The organism is Sulfitobacter sp. G21635-S1, from assembly GCF_027213915.1.
In the GTDB taxonomy this organism is placed as follows: domain Bacteria; phylum Pseudomonadota; class Alphaproteobacteria; order Rhodobacterales; family Rhodobacteraceae; genus Sulfitobacter.
Map to the genome: position 1 here is coordinate 39,668 of NZ_JAPWGV010000006.1, position 15,006 is coordinate 54,673.

Genomic DNA, 15,006 nt, shown 5'->3' on the forward strand with positions numbered 1-15,006 from the left:
CAAAACCGCCCTCTCCGTCAACTTCACCGGGCTACTGACCTCAGAAATTCCTGAACAGAAGCCCGGACTTTGTTCGCCGCAGACCTGAACGTCCGCGTGAACGCATCAATGAAATGGAGTAATCTATGCTAACCGCAACCGCGATAGCAGTGGATGGTCTTGGCTTTGCCGCGTGGCTGTTCCTGTCCTCAGTTGGTCTCACACTGATCTATGGTGTGATGCGGATCCTCAACATCGCCCATGGTGGTTTTTATGCCCTTGGGGCGTATTCCTCGGCCTGGGCCATCGGCATCTACACCGCCACCGGCTCGACCGTCGCACTGAGCTTTTTGTTGATCCCGCTCGCTGCGCTGATTGCGGGCGTCATCGCCGGGCTTGTGGTCGAAAGAGGCGTCCTGAGATTCATGTACGGGCGGGACGAGGTCCTGATGGTGCTCGTGACCTACGCCATTTTCCTCATCCTCGAAGATGTCACAAAGCTGATATGGGGCACGCAATCCTACGTGGCCTGGCAACCGGCCTTCTACTTCGGCACCGTCGAAATTTTTGACATACCCTATACCGTCTACAAGTTCATCATCATCGGGACGGCCATCGCGGTCGGGCTGGCGCTGTATCTCGTGCTCAACAAAACCCGCGTCGGAAAATTGCTTCTGGTGGTGATCGAAGACCGTGAAATCAGCGGGGCGCTCGGGATCAATGTGACTCGTTTCTTCACCGTCACTTTTGTTGTCGGGGCGATCCTCGGGGCGCTTGGCGGCGCCATCACCGCGCCCGAAATTTCGGTTTCTCCCGGTATTGGCGCCGAAATCATCGTGCTGTCCTTTGCCGTCATCGTAATTGGCGGAATGGGCTCCATCGGTGGCGCCATGATCGGTGCCCTGATCGTCGGCTTTGCGCGCGCCGCCTCCGTTCATCTCTATCCGCCGGCGGAGCTCTTCTCGATTTACCTCGTGATGGCTGCCGTTCTGGCGGTGAAGCCCTATGGCCTGTTCGCCTTGGCAGAAAGCAGGAAGATATGACCAAGACTCTAGATCGTACCGAAATCGGGCTGCTCATCGCCCTGCCGCTTCTGATCCTTGTTGCATTCATCTTGCCCAAGTGGATCGTTAATTACGTCCATGTTTCGATGGGCACCGGGCTGGTTGCGCTCGGCGTCATGATCCAGATGCGCGCCGGATTGGTGTCCTTTGGCCAGGGGCTATATTTCTGCGTCGGCGGCTATGCGGCTGGCATGATGGCAAAGTTCCTGGGCGTTACCGATTTCTTTGTCTTGCTGGCCTCCGGCATCGTGGCGGCCCTGATCCTGTCCGCTCTGCTCGGCTTCCTGCTGCGGCGTTATCGCGAAATCTTCTTTGCGATGCTGACTTTGGCGGTTTCAATGATCCTCTTCGGTCTGCTTTCAAGCACGGAAGAACTGGGATCGACCGATGGCTTCAACCTTCCGACCCCGTCCTACCTGGGCTGGACGCCGGAGGGGGATACAACGCAGCTCATGCTCTACACGCTCACATGCGCCATCGCCATCGGGTGCGCGATTGCACTCAACCGCTTCCTCAAAAGCCCGATCGGCTACGTGAACGAAGCCATTCGCGAGAACGAATTGCGGGTGGAATATCTGGGTACGTCCGCCCACCAGGCGGTACATATCACCTATGTGCTTGCAGCGATCGTCTCCGCCGTCGGTGGCGTTCTCTGGGCGTTGCCGCTGGGCCATGTCGATCCGGAAATGACCAATTGGACGACCTCAGGCCAATTCGTTTTTGTCTCGATCCTTTCCGGTACGGGCAACATCGCAGCACCCATGATCGGGACTTTCATTCTGGAAATCGTCCGGGTCTACGCGGTCGAGATCTCTCCGAACACCTGGCAGATGATCCTGGGCAGTGTGATGCTTCTGACCATTATCTTCCTGCCAAAGGGACTGTGGTCGCTGCTCACCAGAAAGACGAGAACCAAGAAATCAGCCGGCGCGAATGCTTCGGTGGCAGGTGAATGACATGACAACAATCCTTGAAACCAAGAACCTGGAAATGAAGTTCGGGGCCGTTTACGCGGCAAAGGACATCAACATCTCCATCGCCGCAGGTGAGGTCGTGGGCGTGATCGGGTCAAACGGGGCCGGAAAGACGACTTTCGTGAACATGGTCACCGGTTATCTGACCCCGACTTCTGGTCAAATCAGCTATCGCGGCAAGAGTATTACCGGCAAGGCGACGCGGGACATCACCCGGCTGGGGATCTGCCGTTCGTTCCAAATCCCGCAGCTTTTCCCGGAACTCACCGTGATCGAGAATGTGTTGATCGCACTGACGATCTCGAAGCAGCACAAGCCGGTTTTGTTCAAACCCGCCATTGATCGCGCCCTGGAAGGGGAGGCGCACGACCTCCTCGCCCGGTTCGACATAGATCGCTATGCGGATCAGGAGATCCAGACCCTGCCGCAAGGGGTGCGGAAACTTGTTGATATCGCCATGGCGACCGTGGCCGAACCGGAGCTGTTGTTTCTCGATGAGCCCACCAGCGGCGTGAGCGCGGACGAGAAAATGGACCTCATGCGCATCCTGATTGATGCGCTGAAGACCACGGATACCGCCGTTCTGTTCATCGAGCATGACATGGAAATCGTCGAGGCGTTCTCGCCCCGGTGCGTCGCCTTCTACGAGGGCACCATTCTGGCCGATGGACCAACCGCCGACGTGCTTGAGAACGACAAGGTCCGCGAATTCGTCATCGGCAGTGAATTCCACCGCGAAGCCGCGCAAGAAACAGCAAAAGAGGGGGCATCCTAATGTTGACGATGAACAATGTCAGCCTTTCCATCCAACGCGTACCGATCCTGCGGGATGTGAACCTGGAGATCGAAACCGGGACAACCTGCGGATTGATCGGACGGAACGGTGCCGGGAAAACCACCCTGATGCGGGCAATCATGGGTATCCTGCCCGCCGAACAGGGCAGCATTCGGTTCAACCAAACTGACCTGCACAGCGCGAAAGCGCATGAACGGGCCATTCTCGGCATCGGATACCTGCCGGAGGACCGGCGTCTGGTGCCCCATTTCACGGTTGAAGAGAACATCATGGTTTCGCTTTGGGCGACCAGGAATACAGACCATTCAAGGCTGAAATGGGTCTACGACCTGATGCCCGAAATCGGCCGCTTTGCCGAGCGCAAGGCAATGACCCTGAGCGGGGGTCAGCAGAAGTTGGTTGCCCTGGCCCGGGCGCTCGTTTCCGGGCCCAACCTGTTGCTGCTCGACGAGCCATTCGAAGGCGTGGCCCCGGCGCTTGCCCAACGTCTGATGGAGGTGATCGGTAATCTGCGCGAGGAGCAACTGACCGTTCTGATTTCGGAATCCGACTACACGCATTCCGAAAAAGTCGTCGACAAAGTCTATTCCATTGAGCGCGGGCAGATCAGCCTGATGTCCCGCGCGGAGGCCGCGTAACCATGAGTGATTTTACTTTCAACACAACCGCTTCGATCCGTCAGGGCTGGGGAACCGCTGCCCGGTTGGGAGAGATCGCAAACACCCTTCCTCTTGCGGACGGAAACGGGGCGGTCCTGTTCGTCACCGATCCGGGCATCATGAAACTCGGCCTCGCCGCACCCGCGATCAGCAACCTGAAAACATGCGGTTTCGACGTGATCGTCTTTGATCAGGTTCAGGCGGACCCCAAGGCCTCCACCGTGCTGGAGGCTGTCGCGACCGCGAAACAGCAGGGCGCGGCCTGCGTCGTCGGTTTTGGCGGCGGCAGTTCCATGGATGTGGCCAAGATGATCGCGCTTCTGGCCAATACGGACCAGCCGCTGGATGAGATGTATGGTGTCAACCAAGCCAAGGGTACGCGCCTGCCGCTGGTGCTGGTGCCCACCACGGCCGGAACCGGATCAGAAGTGACCGCCGTGTCGATCCTGACAACCGGCACGGAAGAGAAAAAGGGTGTCGTCTCGCCCATCATCCTGCCGGACATCGCGGTGCTGGATGCAGAGCTGACACTGGGATTGCCGCCGCACATCACGGCTGCGACGGGTGTCGATGCGATGGTTCATGCGATCGAGGCCTTCACCTCGAAAAGCCCGAACAACAATCCGATCTCGCAGACGCTGGCAAAGGAGGCGTTGCGCCTGCTGGGGGCCAACATCCGCGAAGCCGTATCGAATGGTGCGAACCGGGAGGCGCGCGAGAAGATGTTGCTGGGCTCCATGCTGGCCGGGCAGGCCTTTGCCAACTCGCCCGTCGCGGCAGTGCATGCGCTGGCCTATCCCGTGGGCAGCCTGTTCCACGTCCCGCACGGACTTTCGAATGCCTTGGTGCTTGAAGCTGTGATGCGGTTCAACGCGCCCAATTGCGGGGCGCAATATGCCGAGCTCGCGCCGCTGGTGTTTCCGGACATCGAGACCGGGCGCGACACTCAGGCTGTGGCTGCTGAATTCATTGAACGTCTGGGCAGGCTCAACACTGACCTGGGTCTGGAGGCGGGGTTGCAACACGTGGGTATTTCCCAGTCGGACATTCCGAAACTGGCCTCCGATGCCATGAACCAGACCAGGCTCCTTATCAACAATCCGCGCGAAATGCACGAGGAGGATGCCGCGCGGATTTACCAGGCGTCGCTCTGACGCAATCAGCAGGCGTCGTCTCTCGGTTGTCGTCTGCGCAAGAACCAACAAACCGAGTAACCCTAGGGAGGACAAGATAATGAAAAAACTTACACTGGCGGCAGCTCTGCTATGTGGCATGGCGGGTGCAGGCATGGCTCAGGACTGGCGTGACTCGCCATGGGGGCCCGATGACGAACTTGGGGCCGCAAATCACATCACACCTGAAAGCGTGCTTGCCGCGTCCAAACTCATCAAGACCGGCAAAACCTACAATCTTGGCATTGTGGTCGACTCGAAAACCCCGGCCTTTGCGCCGCGGTCGATGAGCATCACAGTGCTGCAGCCTAACCAGATCACCACACAGGGTCTGGGCACCAATGGTATGACCTACAACGACGACATCTTCATGGGATGGCTCGGCATCGGTCCCCAGATCGACGGGCTTGGTCACATCGGCATCAAGCACGAATATTACAATGGCCTGAAGGGCGGAGAGGTCGCACAGGCGGACGGTCTGGCCAAGCTTGGGCTTCACAACCTGCCCCCGATCGTCACGCGCGGTGTACTGTTGGATATGTCCGCGCATTATGGGCAGGACATCGTTGAAGAGGGCACAGCCTATACCAAGGAAGACATCATCGCCGTTGCCGAAGCGCAGGGTGTCGAATTGAAAAAGGGCGACACGGTGCTGTTCCATTCCGGTTGGCTGGACCTGCTCGATGGTGAAAATCCCGATCACGAACGATATGTCTCGGTTGAGCCGGGGCTTGGCATCTCGGGGGCGGAGTATCTTGCCGAAATCGGCGTTGTCGCCGTTGGCGCCGACACTTGGGGGGTGGAGCCGGTGCCCTTTGAAAACGGAACCGATGGGGTCTTTGCCGTCCACCAGATCCTGATCCCGCAACACGGGATCTACCTTCTGGAAAACATGGATACCCGCGCATTGGCTGAGGACGAGGCCTGGGAGTTCATGTTCGTGCTGGGCGTGACACGCATGAAGGGCGCTGTCCAGATGATGATCAACCCGACAGCAATTCGCTGAACACCATCGGCCGAGGGGCGCGCCCCTCGGTCACCACAAAACCTGCGCAGCACTCTACCAGGATACCCCGATGCCACAGTCAAACACCGATTTGGAAGACCGTCTCAACCGCACAGACCTGCTGTCAAATGCGGCCCTGATCGGTGGCCGATGGGTCAGTGCCGCCGAGGCCGAAGCGGATGGCCGGGGCCTGTTCGAGGTCAGAAATCCGTCAACTGGCGCTGTCATCGCCACACTGCCCGACATGGGCCGTGGTGGTGCCAGATCAGCGATTGATGCGGCCTATGCGGCACAAAGGCACTGGGCGGCGCGCACGGGTAAGGAGCGTGCCGGCATTCTGCGCAAATGGTACGATCTCATGATCGCCAATGCAGATGACCTTGCAGCCATCCTGACCGCTGAAATGGGCAAACCACTGACGGAAGCCAAGGGGGAAATCCTGTATGGGGCCAGCTTCATCGAATGGTTCGCGGAAGAGGCAAAACGTGTCTACGGCGATATCATCCCCGGACACCAGCCCGATAAACGCATCATGGTTCTGAAACAGCCTGTCGGTGTTGTGGCGTCGATCACGCCGTGGAATTTTCCCAATGCCATGATCGCGCGCAAAGTCGGGCCCGCCCTTGCTGTCGGTTGCGCCTTTGTTGCCAAACCGGCTGCGGAAACGCCGCTCTCCGCCCTCGCCATGGCCAGGCTGGCCGAAGAGGCGGGTGTGCCCGCCGGGCTGTTTTCAGTCGTCACCTCGAAATCAGGCTCTGACATCGGCAAGGAATTCTGTGAGAACGACAAGGTCCGCAAGCTCACCTTTACCGGATCAACCGAAGTTGGCCGCATCCTGATGAAGCAATCCGCGGACCAGGTGATGAAAACCTCGATGGAGCTGGGCGGCAATGCGCCCTTCATCGTATTTGATGACGCCGATCTGGATGCAGCGGTCGAAGGCGCGATGATCTCCAAATATCGCAACAACGGGCAGACCTGTGTTTGCGCCAATCGCATCTATGTGCAGGCCGGTGTCTATGACGCCTTTGCCGAAAAGCTCACTGCAGCCGTTGAGGCGATGAATGTCGGGGACGGGTTTGCCGATGGGGTCACCGCAGGCCCGCTGATCTCGGAGGCCGCGGTCGGGAAGGTGGAGGCGCATATCATCGACGCCGTCTCGCAGGGGGCATCCATCGTCACGGGCGGGAAACGACATGCGCTTGGCGGTACATTCTTTGAACCAACGGTGCTCAGGGATGTCACGCGGGAAATGCAGGTGGCCCGCGACGAGACCTTCGGGCCGGTCGCACCGCTGTTCAGATTTGAAACTGTCGATGACGTCATCGAACAGGCCAACGATACGATCTTTGGACTTGCGTCCTATTTCTATGCCAAGGATCTCTCGAAGGTCTGGAAAGTTGCCGAAGCGCTGGAATACGGCATGGTAGGTGTGAACACGGGCCTCATTTCGACCGAGGTCGCCCCCTTCGGCGGCATCAAGCAATCCGGTCAGGGGCGTGAAGGCTCAAAGTACGGCTGCGATGACTATCTGGAAATCAAGTATCTCTGCCTCGCGGTGTGAAGGTGCCGAAATTAAGAGGTCCCGACAGAGATTTGCAAAGTCGGCTGGGACGTTGCACTGCGCGTTGGAACTCGCGGCGTTCGGTTATCTTACGCCGCCTGACCGTTGGCGCGCAATGCCCGCGAAAACGCCTCGGGCGAGCCATAGCCGTAGCGGCGCGCGACGGTGCGGGTCTTTTCACCTGCGGAAAGATCCTGCCGCGCGCGGGCCATGCGGAACTGGCGCAGGTAGCTGGCGGGCGGCACCCCCAGAACCTTGCCAAACCGCGCAATGAAGGCCGAACGCGACATGCCTGCGAGCCCCGCCATGCGTTCCACGTTCCAGTCCAGCGCCGGATCGTCATGCAGTGCCACGAGCACGCGCGAAACGCGCGGATCGGCCAGTCCCGCCAGAACGCCGGAGCTGACCTTACCGCGCTCGATGGCGTTGCGCAGGATGTGGACGATGATCGCCTGAACATAGCCCTGCATCAACGCCACGCTCCCGCAGCGCGGCTGCGCCAGCTCCGCCAGCGCCAGCGCGACCAGCGGATAGGTTGCATCGTCCGAACCGATCCGCACGGCAGGCATCTCCGGCCAGAGGTGCTCCATCCACACGCCGCCACCTATGCGAGCGGCCAAGTGTAACTCGGCACCAAAAGGCATCGCTCCCGCTGGCCCAAGCACATGGCCGTCAGCACAGCTCCAGATCAGCAGATTCGCGCCCGCCGGGTCCAGCCCCACGGCATGGACGGTCAGGCCAGGCATCAGGGCGGCGAGGCGGTCGGTCATAAACAGGACTTTCAGTCGGGTATTTCGGACAAATTCTGACTGAATATCCATCATCTCGTGGAGAGACGCAATATCAACGAAGAGGAACCCCATGCTGATCCCGCGCCAGAAAACCCCGGATCTGTCCCTGCCCCTGGTCGGGGGTGGTCAGTTCACCCTGTCCACCGAAAAGGCCGAACGGGGCACCGTCATCGCCTTTTATCGCGGCCTGCACTGCCCGATCTGCGCCACCTATCTCAAGGAACTGGAAAAGCTGACACCGGAGTTCAACGCCCGTGGCGTGACCACCGTGGCCGTGTCCTCTGACGGGTCGGAGCGGGCGGCGGGAATGGCCGAGAAGATCGGCGCGGACAAGCTGCGGGTGGCCTATGACTTGGCACTACCCGCGGCGCGTGACGATTGGGGATTGTTCACCTCGACCTCGCGCGGCAAGACCTCCATCGGGATCGAAGAGCCGGCGCTGTTTTCCGAACCCGGCCTGTTCATGGTGACGCCCGAGCAGACGCTCTACTACGCCTCGGTGCAGACGATGCCCTTCGTGCGGCCGCATTTCTCGGAACTGCTGGGCGCGCTGGATTTCGCGATCAACAACGACTACCCGGCGCGCGGCGAATATACGGGCGCGCTGTGACGCAGTGCCACCCTGGCGTGTTCGTCCGCCGGGGTGGCACTTTCGGTTCAGGCGTTTTGCAGGTTCAGATCCGCCGCGCGTTCCAGCGCTTGCAACTGATCTCCGTCCGGGTCTGCGGTCAGCAGCGAGGGCTGGAAGCGCACAGTTTCGATCTCTGTCACGCCGATGAAGTCGAGCCACCAGTCCAGATAGGTCGAATGGTGATCGGTGCCGTATTTGGCGGGTGCCCCCGGCGCATAGACACCAGACGTGTAGAAGACACGCGCCGACTTGCCGCTCAGCAACCCGCTGTAGCCCGCTTCGGGATCAAAGCCGAACAGCAGGCCAGGTTGGGTGATGATGTCGATATACTGCTTGAGCTTGTAGGGGATGCCACCGTTCCACATCGGCACCGACAGCACGTATTCATCCGCCTGGGTGAAGCGGTTTGTGACAGCGACCACCTGGTCCCAGGCGCTCTGGCGCGGGCCGTCCATGTCGCCCACGCCGAAGAAGGTCATCTTCGCCGCCGCCTTGTCGCCGTCAAACTCGGGCAGATCGGCGCGCCACAGATCGAGACGGTCGATGGTGACGTCCGGCTGGGCCGACTGCCGCGCCGCAAGATAGGCCTCGGCCAGCTTGCCGGACTGGGACATCTCACCGCGCGGCGAGGCCGTGATATAGAGAATCTGGGTCATTGGATGGGTCCTTTTAGTAGGGTTCGGTTGGGAGCGAGCGGTTCATGCTGCGCCGGGATAACTGTTGTTAATGGTTTTTGATGGTTATGTTTGGTAACCTTGAAAGATAAGTTTATCCAGTTACTTTTTTGTGATGGCCCGCGCATGATTATAACTGGTAAAATAGGAAAATAGCGGTTATCATCATCGTTCACACCCCTGCCGCGCAGACGGAGAACCCGATGGCGCAAGACCCCAGACCGGCGCCCTTCTTCGTCGGGGAAAGCCCCGCGCTGGATTTCCTGAACAGCGTCGCGATTCCGCGAAATGTGCGCTACGACTGGCTGGAGAGTGGCCCGGACCTGCTGGACTGGCTGGTTGCGGCAGAGCTTGCCTCAGACTCCGAGCTGACGCCTTTCCGCGAACCCGCCGCCGCGCCCGCGCTCGAAGAGGCACGCAAAGAGATCGTCACCTTCCGCGAAAGGCTACGCCCTTTCATCGAAGCCATCAGCGGCGGCCCGCTGACGGAGGCAGACCATCCAATCCTTGCCGAGATCAATGCGATCCTCGCACGGGGGCCGCGGTTTCTTCGGATCGCCCCCGCCGCCGCAGCCGAGGATCTCGCCAGCAAGCCGCTTGCCCTTGTCGACAGTCACCCGCTGACCGAGCCGCGCGACCTGATCGTCAGGATCGCGACCGCCGCCGCGCGCCTGATCACCGAGGCGGATTTCCGCTATGTCCGGAATTGCGAGGGGCCGAGTTGCACGCTTTATTTCCTCGACATCAGCAAGAATCATAAGCGGCGCTGGTGCTCGATGGAGGTCTGCGGCAACCGGGCCAAGGCCGCGGCGTTCCGCAAGCGATGAGGGCGCGCTTGCTGCGCCGCCTCTTTCTTAACATGCGGCCGGGATTGTCCCGGCGCAGGTTACCGAGGACGCCAAGCGATGACCGAACAAACCATCATGTCACGGCTTGAGACTTCAATGACCATGGCCTTTCTGTCCGCCCCGATGCTCATGTTTCCGATTATCGGACAGAAAAGGATTGGCCTCGATCGGCAGACATATAGCGCAAACCCAGGCCAGGTTCTGCCGCTCCTCAAGGGCGTGCGGTGCGATGTCGAGAACAGTCCCGAACTGGGGCAAAGCCGCTTCCTTGGCGCGTCATTGTTCTTTGACCGGCAAACTATCGACCTGTTCCGCAAGATCTATTCCGATGGTTTAAAGGATTGGGATCTGACGCCGAAGTGGAAAGCCGCCGGATCGGATGAGCTGTATTCCATCATCGCCGACTGGATCACCCACAGAGACGGGCGCGGCCCCGTGCCCGCTCGGGGTTCCGGGTCAACGCGTCCCCGATGCTGCGCCTCCTATTTCAGATGCTTGCATCGGTCAGCCATGAAGTCGATGAAACGTCGGACCCTTGCCGTCAGATGCCGGGTGTGGGGGTACACCGCATTGATGGCCAGCTTGGTCGCCATGTAGTCGGTCAACAGTGATACCAGACGCCCCGCCTTTATATCGTCCTCCACCATATAGTGCAGGGACAACGAAACGCCTTGCCCTTTCAAGGCCAGAATCCGCGCTCCGTTTGCGCTGTTGACCTTGAGACGCCCCTCAACCTGATAGGTCACCGGCTGCCCATCGACCAGAAAGGTCCACTTGTTCTGGGATTTGAAGTTCGTATCGATGATGCAGGCGTGATGTTCGAGATCGCAAGGACTGTTCAGATCGGGCGCGTTTTCGAGATAGTCAGGGCTGGCACAGAGGACGACGGGAACCATGCCGATCTGCCGGGCCAGCAAAGTGGAATCCTCCAGGCTGCCGACCCGAATGGCCAGGTCGACCCCTTCATCCAGAAGATTGACATAGCGGTCGGTCAAATCCAGCGTTGCCGAGATTTCCGGGTATTCGGCGGAAAAGTCCGCCAGAGCCGAAACCAGATATTTGCCACCAAAACAATGCGGTGCGGTCAAACGTAGCTGTCCGCGGGGCGCGCAATGGTCCTGACGCACATCGGCTTTGAGCTCCTCGAAGTCATCCACCAGACGCGCGCAGCGATCATAGAACGCAGCCCCGGTTTCGGTCATGTTCACCCGCCGCGTGGAGCGGTGAAACAGTTGCGCCCCCAACTCGCTTTCCAGCGCGCGGATGTATTTGCTGGCCAGCTGAGGCGTCATGTCCAGCCGTTCGGCAGCCGCCGTGAAGGAACCGGTGTCGGCCACCTTCAGGAATGTTTTCAGAAGATCAATGCGGTCCATCATTTACGCCATAACGGCGATAATGATTCAACACAAGACGTCTTAATCAACAAATGACATGCATATATGTCTGATTCAGACGGAACTTAATGAAAGAATGGCAGATAGATGGGCGCAGAAGATATCATTGTCCTGCTGGTTGCTCCAATCGCCCTCGGGTTTGGCCTTGGGGTTGTCGAGCAACGTGCTTTCGCGGCGTCGCGGGTGTTGGTGGTCGCGATGGGCCTTGCCATTGCAGCCATCTACCTGCTGCACGAAGGCCTCCCGCCGTTCCCCGCGATTTCCGCCAAACACAAGATTGCCTACGCGCTCGCGGCCTTTCCGGTGCTCGGCCTCGTGACCTTCAATCAGGCATCCTATCGCCGCGCCGCGCTTCTGGCTATTGTCGCAGCGATCACATTTATTTGGCTTGTCCAGCGCCCCCTGACGGCGGGCCGGTTTGACTGGGGCTGGCTCTTACCGCTGGGAACGATTGCCGTCTGGATGCCGATGCTGGCAAAGGCACCGGATCTGTCCCGATCCCCCTTCACTTCGCCCGTCGCGCACCTGGCGATGAGCATGACGGCCAGCGTCCTTGCCTTGCTCGGTGGTTTTCTCGGATTGGGGCAGGTGTTGCTGTCGCTCTCTGCGCTCCTGGGCGGATACGCGCTGGCGATCTTTGTCGTCACGCTGAAAAACGGGGCGCCGAAATCGGGACATCCGATGATGATCTGGACCGTCCAGGGCGGTTTGCTGATCCTGTTTGTCCAGCTGTCCACCTTTGCCACCAACCTCAGCACGGCCGCCTATCTGCTCCTCCTGACATTGGCGGCCCTGCCGTTCGCGGACGCGAAACTCTCTCGCTTGCCGCTCCTCGTTCAACCCTTTGCGTTTGCAGCCCTCGCGCTGATGGCGGGCATCCCCGCCATGCTGCTGGCCTTGCGCAATTTCTGACCACCCCCACCCCAAACCCCCTCTTGAAAGGAAAAACCATGACTCTCTTCTCACGTACGGCCATTGCTGCGGCTCTGTTCCTCTCGACATCCACCGTCGCCACTGCGGCCGACCTCTACATCGTGCATGAAGACCACACCTGGGTCACCTTCAGCGTCAGCCACGCCGGATGGGCCAATGCGCGCGGCATGTTCCGCAATGTGTCGGGCGACATCACGTTCGACCAGGACGATGTCACCAACAGCTCCGTTTCCGTTGTGATTGCCTCCGAAAGCCTCGACACCAATTCCGAACAGCGCGACCGCGACATGGGCGGGGTTGATTTCCTGAACGTTGTCGAATTTCCGGAAATCACCTTTGACAGCACCCGGATCGAGCAAACGGGCGAGCGGACGGCGATTGTCTATGGCGATCTGACCATGGTCGGCGTGAGCCGCGAAGTCGCGCTGGACGTGGTCTGGAACAATGAAATGCCGCTGCCCTGGGACGCGTCGACCATCAAAACCGGGTTTTCGGCGACCGCGACCATCGACGGCACCGATTTCGGCATGAACCAGCTGGTGGCCTTTGGCCTTGGTCCGGTCATCGAGGTCGAGATCGATCTGGAAGCGCTGCGCAAGTGACGCCCGGCACATCCGAGCGGACAGACATCAAAAGGACCTGAGACAGAATGTCAAAACTCCTGCACATTTCCGCCTCGCCGCGTGGTGAAAAGTCTAAATCACGCGCGCTTGCCCTGGCCCATATCGCCAAACGCCTCACGGCGGATCCCGCCCTGCCTGTGGATCTGCGCAGCCGGATCGACGCCACGTTGAAACAGGGCTGAACAGGGACTGTTGCCGTCGGGGGGCGGATAACGCAACAGTCCCGATTACATAGCCGACACGGCGGCTTGATCTGCCCTTGGCCAATGCCTCACAATCTGTAGCCAACAACTTGGCAACACCGGACCGTGTCACGGAGGTTGCTATTTCAGTCCAGCTGCGATTGGGCATTGTCAGCGGCAGTATCGCCTGCCCATCTTGCCGTGAGATGCAGCAGGATGATGATCATCGCCAAAGGCACCGACACCGAAATCCAGACCATCGGTATGCCAAGCGTGTCTGCGGTCAGCCCCGACTGTCTGGCGAGGTAGCCTTTGGCAAAACCACCACGCAGGCCGACAAAGCAGAAATAGACCACCGGCAGGATGAAAATCAGCACGGCCGCGCTTTGGATGGCTTCGCCAAGCGCGGACAGAATTTGGGAGGGTTTGGGAAAGACGCTTTGCATCAGCACCGCGTCTGAGCGGGTTTTGAAAGACAGTGTTGCGCCCAGCAGGCCGGTCCAGACCATCGCATATCGGGCGACATCTTCGGTCCAGATCGGGGGCGCGGAAAACACGTAGCGCGCAATGATTTGCAGCATGACCGTCAGAAACATCAGGCAGACAGCAAGAACCGCGGCCCGCCGCGTGATTGCGTGAACGCTGTTGCTGATCGAGATGATGACGTGCCGCATGTGCCGGTCTCCACTGGAAATGCCGGGCCTTGGTTCAGGCCCGGCGGTTGGTTTTAGCGGTTGCTGTCGGACAGCTCTGTCCAGACCTTGACGTCTTCGGCAGGCATCAGGTCCGACTCATACACCGGCTTGGATGCTTCGCGGAAAACGGCGCGTTCTTCTGCGGTCAGGCGCTGTACGGTCACGCCTTTTTCCTCAAGCGCGGTCAGCCCGGATTCGGACGCTTCGGCCAGCCACGCGCGGTTGGCGGCATCGGCCGTCGCCACGGCGGCATCGACGGTTGCGCGTTCGTCGTCGCTCAGGCCGTCATACCAGCTTTTCGAGAACAGGATCGCCCGCATCGGGATAATCACACCCGCATCCGAGAAGTTTCTGACAAAATCGGTCTGGCCGAAAATCACCGGCACGAAAGGCGAGTTGAGGTAGCCGTCGATCACGCCGGTTTGCAAGCCTGCGGGCACTTCGCCCCAGGGCACCACCGTGCCGGTCGAACCCCAGGCCTGATACATTTCAATCTGCGCGTCATCCAATGCCCGCATCCGCAGGTCGGCCATATCGGCAGGCGCGCGCACGGCCTTGGTTGTGGTGATAATGCCCGATGAGGGCCCGATCGGCACAAAGGCAACGACCATTGCATCCTGGGCGGCCAGCTTTTCGTTCAGCCGGTCAAAGACCTTGCCCGCAGCCAGCGCACGGTCCATATGCGCCGCATCATCAAAGATATAGGGCAACCGCACGCCATAAACGAATGGGTCGATCTGGGCGATGGCGCGCACATCCGACAGCGAGACCTCCAGCAGTCCGGTGGAAATCTGGTCGAATTTCTCGGCCTCGTTCCCGACCGAGTCGCGCGGCATTTCACGCACCTCCATCCCGGCGTCTTTCAGCGCGTTGCCAAAGGCATGGGCCCAGTTGTAAGACCCCGATTGTTCCAGATCGGGCTTGCCATCCAGTGCAATCTTGACTTCTGCGATGGCGGGGGCCGCCATGGCCAAAAGTGCGGCCAGTGTCAGTGATGTCAGTTTCATTTGTCGTCCTCCCT

Annotated in this window: 17 protein-coding genes; 12 read left to right on the forward strand and 5 right to left on the reverse strand. The window is 59.8% G+C overall.

Translation table 11 applies throughout. From position 1 onward, the window contains the following. Nucleotides 1-125: 125 nt before the first annotated feature. The 7 genes from O4H53_RS08070 (at nucleotide 126) to O4H53_RS08100 (ending at nucleotide 7,214) form a co-directional block, all read left to right on the forward strand. Complete coding sequence (locus O4H53_RS08070) at nucleotides 126-1,022, forward strand: branched-chain amino acid ABC transporter permease (RefSeq protein ID WP_269362789.1); 897 nt, start codon at nucleotides 126-128, stop codon at nucleotides 1,020-1,022. Beyond that, nucleotides 1,019-1,999, forward strand: a complete 981-nt coding sequence (locus tag O4H53_RS08075; protein WP_269362791.1) for a branched-chain amino acid ABC transporter permease — start codon at nucleotides 1,019-1,021, stop codon at nucleotides 1,997-1,999. The genes O4H53_RS08070 and O4H53_RS08075 overlap by 4 nt, the downstream gene beginning before the upstream one ends. Nucleotide 2,000: 1 nt before the next feature. After that, a complete protein-coding gene (locus O4H53_RS08080; protein ID WP_269362792.1) occupies nucleotides 2,001-2,792 on the forward strand; it encodes an ABC transporter ATP-binding protein in 792 nt (263 codons plus the stop codon). After that, nucleotides 2,792-3,451 (forward strand): ABC transporter ATP-binding protein, encoded by a 660-nt coding sequence (locus tag O4H53_RS08085; protein WP_269362795.1) that lies wholly within the window; start codon nucleotides 2,792-2,794, stop codon nucleotides 3,449-3,451. Before O4H53_RS08080 ends, O4H53_RS08085 begins: the two co-directional genes overlap by 1 nt. Before the next feature lie 2 nt (nucleotides 3,452-3,453). Beyond that, a complete protein-coding gene (locus O4H53_RS08090) occupies nucleotides 3,454-4,626 on the forward strand; it encodes an iron-containing alcohol dehydrogenase (RefSeq protein ID WP_269362797.1) in 1,173 nt (390 codons plus the stop codon). A 79-nt stretch (nucleotides 4,627-4,705) separates the two neighbouring features. Next, nucleotides 4,706-5,650: a cyclase family protein gene (locus O4H53_RS08095; RefSeq protein WP_269362799.1), complete on the forward strand. Its 945-nt coding sequence runs from the start codon at nucleotides 4,706-4,708 to the stop codon at nucleotides 5,648-5,650. A gap of 70 nt (nucleotides 5,651-5,720) precedes the next feature. Next, nucleotides 5,721-7,214 (forward strand): NAD-dependent succinate-semialdehyde dehydrogenase, encoded by a 1,494-nt coding sequence (locus O4H53_RS08100; RefSeq protein ID WP_269362800.1) that lies wholly within the window; start codon nucleotides 5,721-5,723, stop codon nucleotides 7,212-7,214. An 89-nt stretch (nucleotides 7,215-7,303) separates the two neighbouring features. Here the strand turns inward: O4H53_RS08100 and O4H53_RS08105 are convergent, their stop codons facing one another. After that, nucleotides 7,304-7,984 carry a helix-turn-helix transcriptional regulator gene (locus O4H53_RS08105; RefSeq protein ID WP_269362803.1) on the reverse strand — a complete coding sequence of 227 codons (681 nt, stop codon included), beginning with the start codon at nucleotides 7,982-7,984 and terminating at the stop codon, nucleotides 7,304-7,306. A gap of 91 nt (nucleotides 7,985-8,075) precedes the next feature. Between O4H53_RS08105 and O4H53_RS08110 the strand changes: the two genes are divergently transcribed. Beyond that, on the forward strand, nucleotides 8,076-8,615 hold the full coding sequence (locus O4H53_RS08110; RefSeq protein WP_269362805.1) for a peroxiredoxin-like family protein: 540 nt from the start codon (nucleotides 8,076-8,078) through the stop codon (nucleotides 8,613-8,615). 47 nt (nucleotides 8,616-8,662) lie between these two features. Here the strand turns inward: O4H53_RS08110 and O4H53_RS08115 are convergent, their stop codons facing one another. Next, nucleotides 8,663-9,292: an FMN-dependent NADH-azoreductase gene (locus tag O4H53_RS08115; RefSeq protein WP_269362807.1), complete on the reverse strand. Its 630-nt coding sequence runs from the start codon at nucleotides 9,290-9,292 to the stop codon at nucleotides 8,663-8,665. Nucleotides 9,293-9,513: 221 nt separating this feature from the next. Here O4H53_RS08115 and O4H53_RS08120 point away from each other — a divergent pair, with 221 nt between their 5' ends. Next, nucleotides 9,514-10,137 (forward strand): CGNR zinc finger domain-containing protein, encoded by a 624-nt coding sequence (locus O4H53_RS08120; RefSeq protein WP_269362809.1) that lies wholly within the window; start codon nucleotides 9,514-9,516, stop codon nucleotides 10,135-10,137. 503 nt (nucleotides 10,138-10,640) lie between these two features. On the opposite strand, the gene O4H53_RS08125 is transcribed toward O4H53_RS08120, so the two are convergent. Continuing rightward, a complete protein-coding gene (locus O4H53_RS08125) occupies nucleotides 10,641-11,531 on the reverse strand; it encodes a LysR family transcriptional regulator (RefSeq protein WP_269362811.1) in 891 nt (296 codons plus the stop codon). A gap of 207 nt (nucleotides 11,532-11,738) precedes the next feature. Between O4H53_RS08125 and O4H53_RS08130 the strand changes: the two genes are divergently transcribed. The 3 genes from O4H53_RS08130 to O4H53_RS08140 are packed head-to-tail and all read left to right on the forward strand — an operon-like array spanning nucleotide 11,739 to nucleotide 13,290. After that, nucleotides 11,739-12,464 carry a hypothetical protein gene (locus O4H53_RS08130; RefSeq protein WP_269362813.1) on the forward strand — a complete coding sequence of 242 codons (726 nt, stop codon included), beginning with the start codon at nucleotides 11,739-11,741 and terminating at the stop codon, nucleotides 12,462-12,464. A gap of 38 nt (nucleotides 12,465-12,502) precedes the next feature. Further along, nucleotides 12,503-13,087, forward strand: coding sequence for a YceI family protein (locus O4H53_RS08135; protein WP_269362815.1), 585 nt, complete (start codon nucleotides 12,503-12,505; stop codon nucleotides 13,085-13,087). A gap of 47 nt (nucleotides 13,088-13,134) precedes the next feature. Continuing rightward, nucleotides 13,135-13,290, forward strand: a complete 156-nt coding sequence (locus O4H53_RS08140) for a hypothetical protein (protein ID WP_269362817.1) — start codon at nucleotides 13,135-13,137, stop codon at nucleotides 13,288-13,290. A 146-nt stretch (nucleotides 13,291-13,436) separates the two neighbouring features. Here the strand turns inward: O4H53_RS08140 and O4H53_RS08145 are convergent, their stop codons facing one another. Both O4H53_RS08145 and O4H53_RS08150 read right to left on the reverse strand, forming a co-directional pair. Continuing rightward, nucleotides 13,437-13,964: a TRAP transporter small permease gene (locus O4H53_RS08145; RefSeq protein WP_269362818.1), complete on the reverse strand. Its 528-nt coding sequence runs from the start codon at nucleotides 13,962-13,964 to the stop codon at nucleotides 13,437-13,439. Between the two features lie 53 nt (nucleotides 13,965-14,017). Beyond that, on the reverse strand, nucleotides 14,018-14,992 hold the full coding sequence (locus O4H53_RS08150) for a TRAP transporter substrate-binding protein (RefSeq protein ID WP_269362820.1): 975 nt from the start codon (nucleotides 14,990-14,992) through the stop codon (nucleotides 14,018-14,020). Between the last annotated feature and the right edge of the window lie 14 nt (nucleotides 14,993-15,006).